13 protein-coding genes and 4 pseudogenes are annotated in these 18,290 nt (G+C 58.6%); 8 read left to right on the plus strand and 9 right to left on the minus strand.

Features of this window, described 5'->3' with window-relative positions:
* Positions 1–274: 274 nt before the first annotated feature.
* The 6 genes from AYK65_RS00140 to AYK65_RS00165 form a co-directional block, all read right to left on the minus strand.
* Complete coding sequence (locus AYK65_RS00140) at positions 275–1,711, minus strand: amidase (protein WP_081157736.1); 1,437 nt, start codon at positions 1,709–1,711, stop codon at positions 275–277.
* Positions 1,712–1,779: 68 nt separating this feature from the next.
* Complete coding sequence (locus AYK65_RS00145; RefSeq protein ID WP_081157718.1) at positions 1,780–2,781, minus strand: ABC transporter ATP-binding protein; 1,002 nt, start codon at positions 2,779–2,781, stop codon at positions 1,780–1,782.
* Positions 2,774–3,781, minus strand: coding sequence for an ABC transporter ATP-binding protein (locus AYK65_RS00150; protein ID WP_081157719.1), 1,008 nt, complete (start codon positions 3,779–3,781; stop codon positions 2,774–2,776). The genes AYK65_RS00145 and AYK65_RS00150 overlap by 8 nt, the downstream gene beginning before the upstream one ends.
* A complete protein-coding gene (locus tag AYK65_RS00155; RefSeq protein ID WP_081157720.1) occupies positions 3,778–4,710 on the minus strand; it encodes an ABC transporter permease in 933 nt (310 codons plus the stop codon). The genes AYK65_RS00150 and AYK65_RS00155 overlap by 4 nt, the downstream gene beginning before the upstream one ends.
* Complete coding sequence (locus AYK65_RS00160; protein ID WP_081157721.1) at positions 4,710–5,708, minus strand: ABC transporter permease; 999 nt, start codon at positions 5,706–5,708, stop codon at positions 4,710–4,712. Before AYK65_RS00160 ends, AYK65_RS00155 begins: the two co-directional genes overlap by 1 nt.
* The gene (locus tag AYK65_RS00165; protein WP_081157722.1) at positions 5,708–7,372 is read right to left on the minus strand and encodes an ABC transporter substrate-binding protein; all 1,665 of its coding nucleotides are present in this window, start codon (positions 7,370–7,372) and stop codon (positions 5,708–5,710) included. The genes AYK65_RS00160 and AYK65_RS00165 overlap by 1 nt, the downstream gene beginning before the upstream one ends.
* A 222-nt stretch (positions 7,373–7,594) precedes the next feature.
* Here AYK65_RS00165 and AYK65_RS00170 point away from each other — a divergent pair, with 222 nt between their 5' ends.
* The 8 genes and pseudogenes from AYK65_RS00170 to AYK65_RS00205 form a co-directional block, all read left to right on the plus strand.
* Positions 7,595–8,011 (plus strand): Lrp/AsnC family transcriptional regulator, encoded by a 417-nt coding sequence (locus tag AYK65_RS00170; RefSeq protein ID WP_081157723.1) that lies wholly within the window; start codon positions 7,595–7,597, stop codon positions 8,009–8,011.
* 369 nt (positions 8,012–8,380) lie between these two features.
* Positions 8,381–9,721 carry an ArgE/DapE family deacylase gene (locus AYK65_RS00175; RefSeq protein WP_081157724.1) on the plus strand — a complete coding sequence of 447 codons (1,341 nt, stop codon included), beginning with the start codon at positions 8,381–8,383 and terminating at the stop codon, positions 9,719–9,721.
* Positions 9,722–9,965: 244 nt separating this feature from the next.
* Positions 9,966–10,850: a formyltetrahydrofolate deformylase gene (purU, locus tag AYK65_RS00180; protein WP_081157725.1), complete on the plus strand. Its 885-nt coding sequence runs from the start codon at positions 9,966–9,968 to the stop codon at positions 10,848–10,850.
* A gap of 3 nt (positions 10,851–10,853) precedes the next feature.
* Positions 10,854–11,759, plus strand: coding sequence for a bifunctional methylenetetrahydrofolate dehydrogenase/methenyltetrahydrofolate cyclohydrolase (locus tag AYK65_RS00185; RefSeq protein ID WP_081157726.1), 906 nt, complete (start codon positions 10,854–10,856; stop codon positions 11,757–11,759).
* Between the two features lie 204 nt (positions 11,760–11,963).
* A pseudogene (locus AYK65_RS00190) lies at positions 11,964–12,488 on the plus strand (acetyl-coenzyme A synthetase N-terminal domain-containing protein); the annotation flags it as partial.
* 100 nt (positions 12,489–12,588) lie between these two features.
* A pseudogene (locus tag AYK65_RS00195) lies at positions 12,589–13,113 on the plus strand (FAD-dependent oxidoreductase); the annotation flags it as partial.
* 35 nt (positions 13,114–13,148) lie between these two features.
* Positions 13,149–13,529, plus strand: a complete 381-nt coding sequence (locus AYK65_RS00200; protein WP_081157728.1) for a RidA family protein — start codon at positions 13,149–13,151, stop codon at positions 13,527–13,529.
* A gap of 117 nt (positions 13,530–13,646) precedes the next feature.
* Positions 13,647–14,505, plus strand: a pseudogene (locus tag AYK65_RS00205) (aldehyde dehydrogenase family protein); the annotation flags it as partial.
* Between the two features lie 185 nt (positions 14,506–14,690).
* Here AYK65_RS00205 and AYK65_RS00210 read toward each other — a convergent pair.
* From AYK65_RS00210 to AYK65_RS00220, 3 genes and pseudogenes are all read right to left on the minus strand, one after another.
* Positions 14,691–16,101: pseudogene (locus AYK65_RS00210) on the minus strand (Glu/Leu/Phe/Val family dehydrogenase).
* Positions 16,102–16,253: 152 nt separating this feature from the next.
* Positions 16,254–16,751 carry a UPF0262 family protein gene (locus tag AYK65_RS00215; protein ID WP_081157729.1) on the minus strand — a complete coding sequence of 166 codons (498 nt, stop codon included), beginning with the start codon at positions 16,749–16,751 and terminating at the stop codon, positions 16,254–16,256.
* Positions 16,752–16,795: 44 nt separating this feature from the next.
* Positions 16,796–18,205: an aldehyde dehydrogenase family protein gene (locus tag AYK65_RS00220; protein ID WP_081157730.1), complete on the minus strand. Its 1,410-nt coding sequence runs from the start codon at positions 18,203–18,205 to the stop codon at positions 16,796–16,798.
* Between the last annotated feature and the right edge of the window lie 85 nt (positions 18,206–18,290).

Genomic DNA, 18,290 nt, shown 5'->3' on the forward strand with positions numbered 1-18,290 from the left:
TCCAGAGCTCCAGAGACGACACGCCGTGTTTCTGTGCTCTCTCGCCCCATCGGCTAATCCCTACACCTGGTCTCGCCACTTCCCCACGGTCTTTCATCGGTACCTTACCGCCTACGGGGTGCCGTGGCTGAAGCCTTCGGTCGCTGTAGCTCAGCTCGAACGGCTGCGTCCTCTTGGCGCTGCCATGAAGAAATTTGCCCGTAGAGTTCACTATATGGCGGCGACAACAATATGCCACTGTGGGACTTAGTGCCTAGCACCTAATGCGGCACCGTCAGTTGTTCCCCGCCCAGATTCTCGGTCGACGGTGACCCCATGGTCTTGCCTCCCCTAGATCCCGTGCCACACGCACCAGCGTTGCCTCATCCCCAAAACGGCCGACGATCTGAATGCCGATCGGTAGTTCGGCAGCGCTTTCTGCTAAGGGCAAACTGACCGAAGGTTGGCCAGTCACATTGAATACGCCGAGGTGAGCACCTTCCTGATATTCGGCTTGCATAAATTCTTCTACCGAGGTTGTCTCATTGGTCAGAGTGTCATTTCCGCCATGCGGCCGGGCAGCAATGGACATCACTGGAGTCAAGAGTATGTCGAAGGCATTGATTGCCTCGCCCACGTTGAGCCGCATCCGGCGGATGGCGTCGTGTACTTCGGTCGAGCGCGAGAGTGGCTGCTTCTGGGCACGTTGATAGAGTTTCAGATTAACCGGCTCCACGGTGTCTGCACTGATGGGGCGCCCCAACACGCCCGCTGCTATTTCAAGTGATCTAGCGCCGAGATCTGACACGCCGAGCATGATTTCAATTAGTTCTTCGAACTTATATGGCGGTTCAATCTCGGTGACAGCATGTCCCATTTCTTCGAGAAGTGACGCGGTCATCTCGACTGCCTGTAAGATTTCCGGCTCGAGATCTACGGGCCCCCACTTTGTCATGGCAAGCCCAACCCGGAGCTTGCCCGTGGGCCGTGAAAGTTCCTCTATGTAGGGGCGGCCGGGCTGGACGATGACGAACGGATCACCGACTTCGGAACCTGAAAAAGCATCCAGCGCCGCCGCCATGTCGCGTACCGTTCGACATAGAACAAATTCCCTACTTAAACCAAACCATCCGTCCTGACGGTCCGGGCCCCCGGAGATGCGTCCACGGGAGGGGTTCAGCCCAACAAGGCCGCACCAAGCCGCTGGTTGTCGAATTGAGCCGCCACCGTCGCTGGCATGCGCAATTGGAGTAATACCTGCCGCCACTGACGCTGCCGCCCCTCCAGATGACCCGCTTGCAGAACGATTCAGATTCCACGGATTGCAAGTGATTCCGTTCAGAATTGTCTCGGTCATTCCGGACATACCAAATTCAGGCGTTGCTGTTCTTCCGACAGTCCGTAGCCCGGCTTCCCGAGCCCGTCTGTAGAAATGGCTTTCACGGGTGGGGCGATAGCCCCTGAATAGTCTACTTCCTTGTTCCTGTAGGCGACCAGCTTCCGCCGATCCGATGTCCTTCCGCAGGAAGGGAACGCCTGCAAACAATCCATTGTCCACGCCAGCTATGGTCTCAGCATCTTCGTAAAACTCAATGACGGCGTTGATGCGCGGATTGACCAGGTCATGAGCTTCCCTCGCCAAGGACGTCAGTTCTACAGCAGTCACCTCTCCGGCCCTCACGAGAGAGGCCAGACCTGTCGCATCATAGTTGACATATTCATCTAAGCGCATCGCGACCATCCCTTCTTAGTTTGGTTGGCGTGCTTTCCCGCCCAAATGACGGGTATTGATTAGCGCTGTTACCGCTCTGCCAGCCAGCACGCGGACATGTGGTGAGGCCCGACTTCGATGGCCGGCGGCTCCTCCACCTTGCAGCGGTCGAAGGCAAGGGGGCAACGCGGATGGAAACGACACCCGTTCGGCAAGCGCGCGGCGCTTGGAACCTCGCCCTGCAATGCCGGAACCCCCGGGCGAGCTGCGCCGCCAATCTGAGGCGTGGCGTTTAATAGAGCGACTGTATAGGGATGCCGAGGTTTGAACGTGATGTCATCGGCGCTGCCGATCTCGACCAGCTTTCCAAGATAAAGGACAGCAATCCTGTCAGCGATCAACCATGCGAGCGGCAAGTCGTGGGTAATGAACAGCAGCGCCATGTTGTGTCTGTCGCGCAGGTCAACAAGGACTTGAAGAATTTGTGCCCGTATCGAAACATCGAGCATGGACACGGGCTCGTCGGCGACAATAAGCTCCGGTTTTACGGCAAGCGCTCCGGCAATTACGACGCGCTGTCGCTGCCCGCCAGATAGCTCATGTGGAAAACGGGCGAAGAAATCACCGGGAGGATTAAGCCCGGCGGCCGCAAGCGCTTCGCTAACCCGCTCTGAAAGTTGAGCATCGTTGTCTACCAGCCGCAATGAGCGCAGCGGTTCCGCCACGATGTCGAACGTCGTGTGCCGCGGATTGAGCGCCTGATAGGCGTCCTGGAAGATCATTTGCACGTGATGCCGATAAGAGCGTAGGGCCGAGGAGCTTCTTTGCGAGGTCATGTCGCGGCCCTCGAACAGCAATCTGCCGCCTGTTGGCTGCGAAAGTTTGGTGATGACGCGGCCCACCGTCGACTTGCCGCTTCCCGATTCCCCAACCAGAGCGACGATCTCGCCACGCCCGACGTTGAGGTCAAGCCCGTCCACGGCGCGCACGGCGCCGCAAGGCCTACCCAGCATGCGATCGAAGAGCCCACCCTGAATCGGGAAGTGGACCTGCAGGTTCTCCAGACGCAGGATATCCGAGGAGTCACGCATGAACCGTAACCATGTTTTCTTGCAACGGCGGGTGAAGATGACAGGCGACCCGTCCATGCCCAAACCGACCAAGTCGAGGGACTTCAGTTGTGCAAACCGACATGGTCGACGGGCAGCGTGGATGGAACGCGCAGCCCGACGGTCGATTGACCAAGTTGGGGGGATCACCGGGAATTGGCCGTATCATCTTTTTGCCGTTCGCAGGGTTCGGGATCGAGGCGATCAGAAGTTTGGTGTATGGGTGCTTAGGCTCGGCGAAGATTTCGGCGACAGTGCCGTCCTCGACGACCCGGCCGGAGTACATGATCATCACGCGATCACAAGATTCAGCCACCACAGAGAGATCGTGGGTGATCAAAATAAGGGCAAGGTTAAGCTGGGATCGCAGATCCCGTAGCAGCTTCAGGATCTGAGCCTGTGTAATGACGTCGAGCGCCGTGGTGGGCTCGTCACCTACAATGATGGAGGGGCGACATGCGAGCGCCATGGCAATCATCACCCTCTGACGCATGCCGCCCGACAACTCGTGGGGATAGGCTACGCCGCGATCCGCCGGAATACCGACGAGTTCGAGCAGCTCAATTGCCCGCGCCGTCGCCTCGCCACGCGTCATCCCGAGCTTCAGAATGCACGGCTCAGCGATTTGCTTGGTAATGCGGTGAACGGGATTAAGCGCATTCATCGCGCCCTGAAAGACAACGGACGTCTCGCTCCAGCGATGCGGCCGCATGGCGGCATCGTCATCGATAGGCAGTCGCTGTCCCCGATAGTGTACTTGGCCGCCGCTGACTCGCGCGTTGGGGGATAAGAGACCCGCAATTGCCATTGCCGTCGTAGTCTTCCCACTCCCCGATTCACCGACAAGGGCGACTGCCTCACCGGTTCGAAGTTCGAAGCTTACGCCATCGATCGCTCTCAATGGATCGCCCTTGAGTCCATAGTCGACAGAGAGCCCGTCGACTCTGAGAAGCGGTTCCTTGTCTGGGAACGAGTTTGTCATGGGATCGCCCTGCGCCGTGGATTGAATGTGTCGTCGAGGGCATTACCGATCAGGACAAAACTAAGCGATACCATGAGCGCACATACTCCAGGAGCGCCAAGATACCACCAGGCTCCAGCACTGGCCGCTCCGGCGCGTTGGGCGAGTGAAAGCAAAGTGCCCCATGAAGGCTGCAACGGATCGCCGAGTCCGAGGAATGAGAGTGAAGTCTCGATATAGATCGCACCCGCGACGACTAGAGCTCCGTTGGCTGCAATTTGCGGCACGAGATTGGGAAGGATGTGGCGCACCATAATGCTAAGATTGCTGCTGCCCACCACCCGTGCACGATCAATAAACGTTCGTTCCTTAATTGATAGCGTTTGGCTGCGAACGATGCGTGCGACGAATGACCAGCTTGTCATCCCGATAACGGTAATAATTACAAAAAGAGAAAGACGGAAACCGAGAATATATCCACTGCGCCCCATCACCTCGAGAACCACGGGCGTGATGATCAGCGCCAGTACAAATGATGGCATAACAAAAAAGAAATCTGTGATGCGCATCAACCAAGTGTCAACCCAACCGCCAAAGTAACCTGAGGCCATGCCAACCGTACTGCCGACGACGAGGCTAATCACTGTCGCCAGCAGCGCGATTGTGAGTGATATCCGCGCACCATGAACGATTAGATTGAGCACGTCCCGCCCAACCTCGTCGGTTCCCAGCAGATGCTGGCCTGATGGTGGCGCCAAGAAGTCGCCAGTTGCATTGATCGCAGTCTGGAGCGGCCCTACCAGCATGTTAGGCATCGCTGCCACAATAAGAAAGAACACCAAACATACGAGACCTACTTGAGCGCCGCGATCCCTAAGAAATTGTCCCAGAAAACGTTTTACCGCTCGCGTCCGGCCTCGTGGGGGATATTTGACAATATTTTCCGTCATTACCGAACTCTCGGATCAAGGATGCCGTAGGCTAGATCGGCCAAGAGGTTTGCAGCAACGATCGACGCACCCAGTAGCAGGAATATGCCTTGGAGGACTGGATAGTCTCTCGCATTGAGAGCCTCCACAGTAAGGCCGCCAATCCCGGGCCAGGCGAAGACGGCTTCGACGGTGATTGCACCCGCCACCACGTAGCCCAGATTGAGGGTAATCAAAGTTACGACCGGTAGCATTGCATTGCGACATGCGTGATGCATCAGCATCTGACGATGGGTTAATCCCTTGGCCCGAGCGGTCACCATGTAGTCCTCGGTGACCACTTCGCTCATCGCTGCACGTGCGACCACGACGTATTGGCCGATGAGTCCCAAGGCCACGGCTGCGACGGGGAGCGCAAGATGTTTCAAGTAATCGAGCAACCGGTCAACGGAGGCGATGCTAGCGCTGGGTGAATATGCGCCATAGCCCGGAAGCCAGCCCGAAACCGTGCTGAACGTCACTATCAGTAGCATTGCAAGCCAGAATGCTGGCGTTGAATAGAGCGCCAGAGAGGATACTGTAGCAATATTGTCGATGGCTCCTCCCCTGCGCCAACCCGCATATAAGCCAAGCATAACGCCGCCTAGGATGGCGATGATTTGGGCCAAACCAACCAGGGCAATGGTGGCCGGCAATCGCTCGAAAATCAGGTCAGCGACCTGCCGTCCCCTGAACTTGAAGCTGTAGCCCAAATCGCCGTGGAGAGATGCCCACAGGTAGTCGACTACCTGATCAGGGAACAGAGGCCGATCGAGGCCCCAGTTCTGGCGCTGCGCCTCAATTTGTTCAGCGGTTACTGAACTGCGCGCCCCCGCCAACAGCATGTTAGCGGGATCGCCCGGAATCACCCTGAATAGGATGAAGTTCAGCGTGGCCACGATCAGTAGCGTCACAATCGCCCGGATCAGGGCGAGACCGAGCCGCCTGCTCATAAAGTTTCTGCTTGCTTGGCCTGCCATCAGATTGACTTCAAGCGATCGAGCGGGAAATAGCTCCACATCGACAGGATGTCCTGAGTTCCCCAGCCAACGAAGCAGTCCTTCCGATGGGCATCGAGCACGAAGGGGTAACACAAGATGATGTACGGCGCTTCGGTGTAGATGAGGCGGACTGCTTGCTCCACCAACTCTTGGCTCTTCCCGAGGTCGGCCGTACGGTCGACCTTCGATAATAGGGCGTCGAATTCATCATTCTTCCAATATGCCCTGTTATTTTGACGGTCGGCGCTGTTGCCTAAGCCGAGCACGTCGTGAGCCGAGGGGGACAACCATGTTCCAGCAACGAGCAAATCCCAGCCTCCGCCTCCGTACGCCGGGGGCGCTGTGCGGGAGTTAAGCGCGCCGCTGTCGAGTTGCGTCACCGATACGGGGATGCCGATTTGGCCAAGCCAGCCCGCGATGAGTTGGACGACCGCCGTCGGGATCTCTATCAAATTCGCCATTGTTCCGGTAACCAGTTCGAGCTGGAAGCTTTTCCCCTCCTTGTCTTCCCGGATGCCGTCGCCGTTCGTGTCCCTGTAACCCGCCGTATCCAACCGCCGCGCTGCCTCCTCTAAATTGAAGTGGCGCTTGATGTCACTTAGGTCCGAGTAGTAATCGGTCGCCACAGGCATGACCAATCCAACACCAGGATCGGCGTGCCCACGGAGGGCGCGATCAACTATTGCGTTCTGGTCAATCGCATAGCCAATGGCGTCGCGAAACGCCGGATCCTGGAGGGCTTTGGTGCTGCCGGCCCCCTTTTCAGATGCGGTGTTGAAGGCCAAGTAATTCCGCTGCTCGACGCGGTTTTGACCAACTACGATGGTCGCATCTTTTGATAGGTCGGCCCACTGGGCGGCCGTCAGGTACATCCCGTAATCAAGGTCTCCGCTCTTCAGGCCTTGGGCGATAGGATCGGCCGTATTGAAAAGGTGGAAGATCATGCCGGCCGATGGCGGCTGACCCGCACGAAAGTATTGATTCGGCGTGAGGCGGACGAATTGGCCTTGCAGGAATTCCGCGACGATCATCGGGCCCGTGCCGACTAGCGGCGGCTTGTTTTGAAAGGTGCCGCGCGCATCGGCATAAGAGACATCCTTCCAGATGTGCTCAGGGACCATCATTATGTAATTGTCGATAGGCCAGCGGGTGGGCATCTTGGTCACGATTTCTAGAGTCTCGTCATCGGGCGCCGTGATAGACGTGACATTCTCCAGACCGCTGGTGTTGTTCCAGCCGACGTTCAACTCGTCGGGCTTGCCTATGGAGCCGCGCAGGTAGTTGTAGGTGAATGCGGCGTCCCTCGCCGTGGCAGGCTTGCCGTCCGACCACTTCATCCCGGGCCAAATCTTGAAAGTCCAGGTGACGTTGTCATCGGCAACAGACCATGACTTCGCAAACCCCATCCGGTCTTGGTGCCGCTGGGCATCAACGCCGACGAGGAAGTCATAACTGAATACTAGCGGCCAGAAAGCGCCCCAGGTGGCGAAGGGGTTCATCGAGTCGGGGGCGGCGACTCCACCAACGCGGACGATGCGATCATCGCAAGACGCGGCGAACGCCGGTGAGCGCAGGACCCAGGGTGCTGCCGATCCCAGTAGCATCGCCTGCACAAACGCACGGCGGTTGAATACATGATTCATTTCCTACCCCTCCCATTAGCCGCGCCTGATCCGCGCAGCAACTTGCCAGCCGCTCAGACCAATGATCATGGATGCGAAGATCCAAACGCTCCTCCCAGAGCCAAGTTTTCAAGATGATAGGGTGGCGGCTTGCAAAGCGTAAAGCTGCAGTTTGCTCCCGAAATGCTAGTAATGTGCAGCAGATTGCTGTATCGAGAACGGCAAACTGCGCGGAGCTGAGCAATGGATGATTTTGATAGGCAGCTAATTGCACTCCTCAGGTTGGACGGGCGAATGCCAATTGCGGTGCTTGCAGAGAAGCTGGAGGTGTCGAGGGGGACAATTCAGAAGCGCCTCGATCGCTTGATCTCGACCGGTGCGGTGCGCGGATTCACCGTTCGCACCCGACATGAATTGGACGAAACGGTTCTGCGCGCTATTACAAGTGTAAAAACCTCAAGCAAGAAGCCTGCCGCTCTCATAAAGGCACTGCACGGTGTTCCAGAAGTCGTTGCGCTTTATACAACGAACGGCGGGTGGGATTACATTGCTGACCTCCGCGCTGAAAGCCTTTCGGATCTAGATCGTGCTCTGCGAGAAATACGGAGTATCGATGGGATCGCTTCGACGGAAACCAGTATTTTGCTTGGCTCGGTATAATGTTGGTTCGCACATCCTTCGGTCTGGAATAACCGCCATTGCTATTGGGGGAGCGGACCGTTTGGAATCTCGTCAAATCCTTGATTGAGCCGCAGGGATATACCTGCACTCTCCACCGCGATCATCAGCTTTGTACACTTGGATAGGCCCCGAGCAATAGGTCCTGTCGGTCGGGCTGCACCTGCGATGTGTCTGCCGCTTTTCAGGAAGTGTCATTAGCGGCCGATCCAGGTTCGCGGCTGCCGACTGAACACAATGGAGATTCGGTCATAGCATTCTGATCAACAAAACTGGCGTTCAGATAGCAAACGTTAGCTTTACGCTGCGCAGGGCAGCGTTACATCCTACCGAAAATTCAGGAGGGCAAACGTGAGCGAACCGACATCTTTGCGACATCCCATCGTTAAGGCAGTACTCAGCGAACACCAGATCCAGCGCATCCTCAAGGCGGTCGAGGATCGCTTTGAGGAGCAGGTCCAATTTTTGCAGCAGCTGGTGCGTGCCGACTCGCTCCGAGGAAATGAAGCCGGAGTTCAGGCAATTGTTTCCAACGCTCTCGAAAATCGTGGCTATGAAGTGCGTAGTTTCGCGATCGACCCAGCTCGCATCGGCAGGGATCCTGCTTTCTCCCCGACCAAATTCGATCTCAAAAACTCGACTGTTGTTGTTGGGTCCAAGAATTCACGACGAGAGGGTGGCAGATCTCTGGCACTCAACGCACATGTCGACGTGGTGCCGGTTGGGACGGGCGCACGTTGGAAATATGAGCCTTTCTCCGCGACACGAGAGGGGGACTGGCTCTACGGTCGCGGGGCCGGCGATATGAAGGCCGGCTTGGTCGCTAACCTCTTTGCTCTCGATGCGCTAGCGGGTGCTGAGCTCGACTTAGCGGGGCCAGTCCAGTTCCAGTCGGTCATTGAAGAGGAGACCACCGGAAATGGAGCGGCCATGGTCCTCGCCGAGGGTTTCCGCGCCGATGCTATTCTCATATCTGAACCGACCGGTGAGCAGCTTGTCAGTGCGAACACCGGCGTCGTAAAATTCGCGATCACTGTTCAAGGCATGCCGGCGCACCCGTTCGAGGTGGCTGCCGGTAGGAGTGCAATTGATATCGCAATCCGCACTATTGAACATTTGCGTCGGCTCGAGCAAGAGTGGATAGCGGAGCGCCCCAACGCGCTTCCTAATTTTGCTGAAGTCGACAACCCCATCGCTTTGACGATTGGCACGATGTCAGGTGGTGAATGGCTCGCTTCCGTTCCCAGTGAATGCCAGCTTACAGGCCGTATCGGCTTCTACCCCGGAGAAGCGGCATCCAGCCGTGCGGCGGCTCTCGAACAATTTCTGAAACAAGCGTTTACAAGCGATCCGCTGCTGAAGGGATGCCCCGAACCGGAGATCGAATGGGTGGGCGTTAAGCAGGGGGGATATATTCTTGCTCCTGGAAGCGAAGCAGAGGCGATACTTAAGGAAGCGCATACCTTGGCTGACAAGTCTGAAGGGCAGCTTCAGCGCTTCGTAATGCCGTGCTATCTCGACGCCGCTGTCTTTTCCTTGCATGGCGAAATGACCAGTCTTGTGTACGGGCCGATTGCGGAGAACATCCACGCAGTGGATGAGCGAGTAAGCTTGCCATCGCTGATGCGGGTTACGAAGGCGATCGCCCTTTTCGCAGCAGCGTGGAGCGGGGTAGAGGCTCGAGCTCAATGAGGGCAATGCTGAGCACAGCACGCATCCAACTTGATCCAAGCGATCGCCATCTTACCGCTTTGCACTACTTCGTTTCATACGCTGCGCCATAGCAGGAAGGCAATCGATGTCGCCAAGGCGCGTCAGCATAGGATACGCTGGGGGCTGCAGGGGCCAGCTTCGTAATGCGTGGTGTCTCGTCTGCAGGTCCTCGGCTGCGCTCAGGCAAACAACGGCAACCGCCCAATAATAGATGAGTTTAACGATGACCCAATACGTGCTTACAGTTTCGTGCAGATCATCGCGGAGTATCGTTGCAGCGATATCGAGCTACCTTGCCGCACAAGGATGCAACATTGTCGACTCCAGCCAGTTTGACGATCTCGAAACCGGCAAGTTCTTTATGCGACTTTCCTTTGTTTCCGAGGAGGGTGTGGGCGAGGCAGCTCTGGTGGAAGGCTTCAAGCCAGTCGCAGAGAGATTTGCAATGGATATCGAGATTAAAGATGCTGAGAAGCGCATGAAGGTGCTCCTGATGGTGTCGCGTTTCGGCCATTGCCTGAACGACCTGCTCTACCGCTGGAAGATCGGCGCGCTGCCGATCGACATCGTCGGCGTCGTCTCCAACCACTTCGACTATCAGAAGGTGGTGGTCAACCACGACATTCCCTTCCACTGCATCAAAGTGACGAAGGAGAACAAGCCGAAGGCGGAAGCCCAGCTCATGGAGATCGTCGAGCAGACCGGCGCCGAGCTGATCGTGCTTGCCCGCTACATGCAGGTGCTCTCCGATGCGCTCTGCAAGAAGATGTCGGGGAAGATCATTAACATCCACCACTCCTTCCTGCCGAGCTTCAAGGGTGCCAACCCCTACAAGCAGGCCTATGAGCGCGGCGTCAAGCTGATCGGCGCGACGGCCCATTACGTCACCGCCGATCTCGACGAGGGTCCGATCATCGAGCAGGACATCGCCCGCATCACTCATGCGCAGTCGGCCGAGGACTATGTCTCGATCGGCCGCGACGTCGAGAGCCAGGTGCTCGCCCGCGCCGTGCACGCCCATATCCACCACCGTTGCTTTGTCAACGGCAACCGCGTTGTCGTCTTCCCGCCGAGCCCGGGCTCTTATGCCTCCGAGCGCATGGGATAAGACATGGCGTCTGCGATTGTAATAGACGGGAAGCAAGCGGCAGCGTCGGTGATCGAGGCTGTGAAGGCTGCCGCGGCAGGACTTGAGATGCAAACCGGTGTGAAGACCGGGCTAGCGGTCATCATCGTCGGCGATGATCCGGCCAGCCACACTTATGTCGGCGCCAAAAGCCGCATGGCCAAGGAATGTGGTTTCAACTCGATCCAGCACACGTTGCCGGCCGAAACGACGCAGGAGGAGCTTGCAGGCCTAGTCGGCTCGCTGAACACAGATGCCTCCATCCACGGCATTCTCGTGCAGTTGCCGCTGCCGAAACATCTTAATTCCGATGCAATCATCCAGTCGATCCGGCCGGAGAAGGATGTCGATGGCCTGCATGTGGTCAATGCCGGCAAGCTTACAATCGGCGACCTTTCGACCGGACTGATCTCATGCACGCCGGCCGGCGCCATGCTGCTCGTGCGCTCGATCCATGGCCATGACCTGTCGGGGCTGAATGCCGTCGTCATCGGCCGCTCCAACCTGTTCGGCAAGCCGATGGCGCAATTGCTACTGAATGCAAATGCGACCGTGACGACGGCACATTCGAGGACGAAGGATCTGGCGTCAGTGGCACGCGGCGCCGATATTCTGGTGGCGGCGGTGGGCCGTCCGGCAATGGTGAAGGCCGACTGGATCAAGCCCGGTGCCACGGTGATCGATGTGGGCATCAACCGGCTCGCTGCGCCGGAGCGGTGCGAGGGCAAGAGCCGATTAGTGGGCGACGTCGCCTATGACGAAGTCTCCAGAGTTGCGGGCGCGATCACGCCGGTTCCGGGCGGCGTTGGGCCGATGACAATTGCCATGCTCATGGCCAACACAATTGCTGCAGCATCCCACGCGAACGGCCTCTCGACTCCGTCGTTCTAGCAACCCGCATTAACTCGGCTTACCCAGTTTGCAGTGTGTGCATCAGCGGTCCTTCGCGATAGTAGAGTTGTCCAATAGGGCATCCGATATCTTCCTCGAAGCCTTGAATCGAAGGACGAGCATGCTTCCGTCAACTTTGATTTGAACCAATGGCGATTGAGAAATGTCTGGAAAGAACTCACAGCTAATTCTGCTCTTTATCCCGTGACGCGTGATGTGAGAGCGCGCGCGTTCATTGATAGGGCAATGTACGAGAATTGGTACAAGGAAAGCATCGACAACCCCGATGCCTTCTGGGCCGAGCACGGCAAGCGCCTCGACTGGTCGAAGCCGTTCACCAAGGTCAAGAACACGTCATTCGAAGGCAACGTCTCGATCAAGTGGTTCGAAGACGGCGGGACCAACGTTTCCTATAACTGCATCGACCGCCACCTCAAGGACCACGGCCATCAGGTCGCGATCATCTGGGAGGGCAACGATCCCTCGCTCGACAAGAAGATCATCTATAACGAACTAGACGAGCATGTCTGCCGCTTCGCCGATGTGCTGAAGAAGCACGGCGTCAAGGAGGGCGCCCGTGTTTACATGCCCATGGTTCCGGAAGCGGCCTATGCCATGCTCGCCTGCACCCGCATCGGCGCGGTGCACTCGGTGATGTTCGGCGGCTTCAGCCCGGACGCGTTCGGCGGCCGCATCGTCGACTGCGAATCCACATTCGTGATCACCTGCTACCGGCCGAGGTCTTCATGGCACATTTGCGCGAAAGTAGCTGACGCCCTACCCTTCACACGGCATTGTTGCACTTGGATTAGATTCTTCAAACTGGGAACGGCTCACAGCCGATGCGGTCGTCGTGGCCCTTGGCAGCTATTCGCCGCTGCTGCTCAAGCGCTACGGCATCAAGCTGCCGGTCTACCCGGTCAAGGGCTATTCCTTGACGATCCCGATTACCGATGCCTCGCGCGCGCCGGAATCAACGATCATGGACGAGACCTACAAGGTTGCCATCACGCGGCTGGGCGACCGCATCCGCGTCGGCGGCATGGCGGAAATCTCCGGCTATACGAATGATGATGGCCAGGCGCGCCGGCGCACCCTCGAGCATTCCGTCATGGACCTCTTTCCGGGCGGCGATGCCGGCGAGGCGACATTCTGGTCGGCTCTCAGGCCGATGACGCCGGACGGCACGCTGGTAATCGGCCCAACGAAGATCGCTGGCCTCTTCCTCAATACCGGGCACGGCACGCTGGGCTGGACGATGAGCTCCGGCTCAGCCCGCGTCATTGCGGATCTCGTGTCTGGCCGGGAGCCTGAGATCGACACCACCGACCTTGCCATCAGCCGATACGCCTGAGCCATTCACACAAAACACGCAAGGAGGACTGAACCATGATCGAACCGGTTTCTATAAGCGATTTTCCCGGCGCAGTCGGCCCCTACTCTCAGGCCATCAAGGTGGGCGATCTGCTCTTCGTCTCCGGACAGTTGCCGATCGATCCGGCGACGGGTGAATTCAATTCGGCAAATGCGGTCGAACAGGCCGAGCAATGCCTGAAGAACCTTGAGGCGATCGCCAAAGCTGCAGGCACCGAGCTGTCGAAGACGGTGAAGACGACTGTCCTCGTCACCGAGCTCGGTGATTTCGGGGAGGTCAACCGCATCTATGCCGGCTTCTTCTCCACGCCCTTCCCTACCCGCGCTTGCTATGAAGTCAAGGCACTGCCGAAAGGCGCGAAGGTGGAAATCGAAGCCGTCATCGCCTTGATCTAACGGCGACAGAACCGCCAGCAAAAGAACGCGCCGGAGCAGTGATGGGTCATTGCTCCGGCTTTCCCGTTCGACGCTGGCGTCAGCAAAGGCATAGCGGTTGGGCCGTGAATATTAGGGATGACGCTGACGCCGGCATTAACAAAACATCTGAAAAACCCGCAACTCTTTCGCGACCTCGCAGCCGAGCCTGCTCCGTCGCTGGCGACCGCAAGAAAACTCTTTCCCGTCCTCAATCCGTCGACCGGCGAGCTGCTCGCAGAGGTGACCCGATATGAGCGCTGACGATGCTCGCGCAGCCATCGAAAGTGCCCATGCGGCGCAGGAACCATGGGCTCATCTTACCGCTCGCGAGCGATCGAATGTGCTCTGGGAGTGGCATCGGCTGATCCTAAAGCACAGCGACGATCTTGTAGCGATCCTGGCCGCCAAGATGGGCAAACCCCTGGTGGAGGCGAAATCCGAGGTGCAGCACGCGGCGGCCTATCTTCAGTGGTTTGCCGAGGAGGCGAGCCGCATTTATGGAGAGACGATCTCCGCACCGTCAAACGACAGGCGAATGCTGGTGATCAAGCAGCCGATCGGCGTCGTCGGCGCGATCACGCCCTGGAACTTTCCAGCCTCGATGGTGGCGCGCAAGATTTCGGCGGCGCTTGCCGCCGGCTGTATGGTCGTCCTGAAGCCAGCGGAGCAGACCCCTCTGGTCGCAGGCGCCATGTTTGCGCTGGCGAAACTGGCCGGCTTTCCGGAAGGCGTTCTGAACCTCGTCTATGCGTCGGACGGTGACGCTAGGGGCCGAGGACTATCCTCCCATCCGAAGGTGCGAAAGGTCAGCTTCACCGGCTCGACTGAGGTCGCCCTGTTGCTGATGCGCCAGTGTTCGGATCAGGTCAAACCGATCAACTTCGAACTCGGCGGGAATGCGCCTTTCATCGTCTTCGACGATACCGACATCGATACCGCCGTTGACGGGGCGATAGACCGATGTCTTCAGCAGGATGCGCCTGGCCCAGGAAGAAACCTTCGGTACACGCAGGGACCTTCCGGGCGTGTGAGGTGGAGCTTTGTTTCTCCGTCTCCGGCCGTGCATAGGAAGAGGCCGCCGAACGATCACCAAGGCGTGTGGTTCTGCTTGGCAAAGCCCGGCGGCCATTTGATTTCGGATCAGATGCCGATTGCCTCATAGGCTTCGGCAATCTGTCTGATGGAGGCGACATACGCGGCAGTGCGATAGTCGCCAAGCTCCGGCTGTTTCTCTAGCAGATCGCCAATGCGGGCCCAGGTGCTGCGCATGACGTCTTCGAGGCCTGAGCGAACCAGGTCGATCTCGGCGCCGCCTTCCAGGAACTCGTCTCGGACATCGGCCGGGAACTCCTTGCCGGTCATCCGCTCGAGCGCAGCCGCAATCGTTTGGTTGCGTCGCTCGCGCCGACGACGTTCCATCAAGCCGAAGGGGATATGCGTCAGGTTCTTGACCCACTCGAAATAGCTGACGATGACACCGCCGGCATTGACATAGAGATCGGGAAGAAGGGTCACGCCGCGGGAGCGAAGGATCTTATCCGCCTCGAAGGTAACAGGCCCGTTAGCTGCTTCGACGACGAGATGGGCCTTGATGCGCTGGCATTCTCAGCATAAATGGCATTTTCAATCGCGGCGGGAATGAGAACGTCGCAGCGCTGCTCAATGCCGGTCATATCGCCAGTGAAGGATTTGGCGCCTTCAAAGCCAAGAATGCTGCCGGTGCGGATCTGGTGCTGCTTGAGTGACTCGACGGAAAGGCCTTCAGCATTGGCGACATAGCCGTCGCGTTCAGCAACGACAGTGACGCGTGCACTATCCTCCTCCGACAAGAACTTGGCGGCGTGATAGCCGACATTGCCGAAACCCTGCACGACGACCGAGGCGCCTTTTAGATCGCGCCGGCCGTCGAGACCGGGCGTGCGGGTGTCGCGAAGATAGCTCTGGATGGCGAACTGCACGCCCCTGCCCGTCGCTTCCGTCCGACCGGCAACGCCGCCCTTCGACAGCGGCTTTCCGGTGACACAGGCACGCGCATTGACAACGTCGGTCGGATTGGCGCGACGGAACTCGTCCATCATCCAGGCCATTTCCCGCTCGCCTGTGCCGATATCGGGAGCCGGAACATTGACGCCTGGACCGATGAGGCCGCGCTTGTTGAGTTCCTGGGTAAAGCGGCGGGTGATGCGCTCGAGCTCCTGCGGTGTCCAATCGCGCGGATCGATCTTCAGCGCGCCCTTGGAACCGCCAAACGGCACGTCGACAAGCGATGACTTCAGCATCATCAGCGCCGCAAGTGCCTCGACCTCTTCGGCATCGGTGTTGGAGGCATAGCGAATACCGCCCTTGACCGGTTCGCAGTGCTCGCTATGGATCGAGCGTCAGCCGGTGAAGCTGTACATTCGTCCGCGCAAGCGAACGCCGAAGCGGACCGTGTAAGTTGAGTTGCACTGGATGATTCGATCGGCCAGTCCCTCGGGTAGATCCAGAAGGACATGGCATGGCGGAAGCTCTGGTCGACGCTCTCCAGGAAGGCTGCGGAACCGACCTGCATCACGCACCTCTCGAAGCTTGAGGAGTATGGTTTCGAGACTTTCGTTTGCCGAACTTTATCGGCGGCTGTGATCTTGCATGCACTTTGTACTTCCTCCAGGCATTAGAAATCGGGTGCCAACACCGAACGCTCGACGGTGGTCGGTTGGTTGTTCAACTTGAGAGAATTCGGTGATCGGCATTGCGTGCGAGTAGCGCGTAGATCAGCGTGAACAGGCGACGCGCCGTGTCCTTGTCGATGCTGACCTTAGTGGAGAGACGCTCTCTCAGCAGCTCGGCCGCTTCGTTGTGGATGCCACGCCGGCCCATGTCGATCGCCTTCAGCCGCTCAGGTCCGGGCCGGCCCGTCGCATCGTAGTAGCTTTCGCAAATGCGAGTGTAATCCTTGAGCAGCCGCCGGAAAGGCGTGAGCGACAGATAGTGGCTGACCACATGCACTCCGTTGTCGTCGGTAACGTGCAGGGCCAAGCGTCCGTCCGCGGCTTCGATCTTGAGGCGATAGGGGCCACCCTCATGGGCGATCGGCGTAAAGGTGTTGGACTCCAGAAGGTCGATGATCGCGAGCGCCTGCTCACGCTCGACGCGCGCCTCTCGTGTCCTGAACGAGCAATCGAGTGCGACATCGCAGAGACGGTACTCGGCGCCGATCATGACAGTTGCCTCCCCTCCCAGCCTTGCATCAAGTCACCTGAGCCTCACCACCGATTGATGCAAACGACCTTCGGCTGGGTCATGTCCTCGTAGGCGAAGCGGACGCCTTCTCGGCCCATGCTGCCGTATTTGAAGCCGCCGAAGGGCATGGCGTCGAACCGATAGTCGGAGGAGTCATTGATCATCACCCCGCCGGCTTCGATGCGGTTGGCCGCGTCGAGCGCAACATTCAGATCGCTGGTGAAGATGCCGGCGTGCAGGCTGTAGTCGGGATCGTTGGCCATCTCGATCGCCTCGTCGAGCGTGTCGAAGGGAGCTAGTATGACAACTGGCGCAAACACTTCCTCAAGCCAAAGCTGGCAGGTCAGAGGCGTGCCTTCAAGCACGGTCGGGTGATAGAGAGATCCTTCACGGCGGTTGCCGCAAAGCAGTTTCGCGCCAGCTTTGATCGCTTCGTTGACGGCAGCCTCGGTGCGTTCGGCGACCTGTTTGGAGATCATCGGCCCGACATCAGTGTCTTCTCGCAGCGGATCACCGGCCTTGAGCTTCTGTGTTGCCGCAACGAAGGCATCACGGAAACGGTCGTAGAGCTCCGCCTGGACCAGGATGCGCTGCGCACCGATACAGTTCTGGCCGGCCGCCCAGAAAGCACCCGAGACGCAGCCCTCGACAGCCTTGTCGAAGTCGCAGTCCTTCATGACGATGACCGGCGCATTGCCGCCGAGCTCCATGGCAAGCTTCTTGAGGCCAGCCGCGCGGCTGATCGCCTCACCGGTGGCGAAGCCACCGGTAAAAGACACCATCCGCACCTCGCGTGCAGCGATCATAGCGGTCACCAGTTCTCGGTCGCCATGGGAGATGGTGATGACCTCTTCGGGCAGGCCCGCCTCCCGCAGCACTTCAACGAGTTTGACCGCCGAGAACGGCGTCAGGTTCGATGGCTTCAGCAGCACGGCATTGCCGCCGGCAATCGCCGGGCCGAGCTTGTGTGCCACAAGGTTCAGAGGGTCATTATAAGGCGTGATCGCGGTGATGATGCCGAGCGGTTCGCGGGTGAACCAGCCCTGGCGCTGTTCCGAGCCAGTATAGGCGTCGAAGGGCACGATCTCGCCGGCGTTGCGCTTGGCTTCTTCCGCCGACAGCTTCAGCGTATTAACGCAGCGGAGCACCTCCTTGCGCGCCTGGACGATCGTCTTGCCGGCTTCGCGAACGATGGTCTCGGCAAAAGCATTGCTGCGGCTTTCGACGATCCGGGCGGCCCCTTCGAGTATGCTCGCCCGTTCGTGCCGCGGCAGATTGCGCGAGATCTCGGCCCCGCGGCGAGCCGTTGCCAGCAACCGATCGATGTCGGCGGGATCGGTTGCCTCGACCGTCCCAAGCAGCGCCCCGTCATAGGGGCTATGAACAGAGATCGGCGCCAGGCTGGTGGTGATGTGGAGTTTGGCGGCAGTCATATAGCCAGGTTCCCTATTCCTGATGACCTCTTTCTGGAGGTCGCGTTTGTCCCAGAAGGCAAAGGTAATGGCTTGCCCTGTTCCG

This window comes from Ensifer aridi, from assembly GCF_002078505.1.
Lineage (GTDB): Bacteria > Pseudomonadota > Alphaproteobacteria > Rhizobiales > Rhizobiaceae > Sinorhizobium > Sinorhizobium aridi.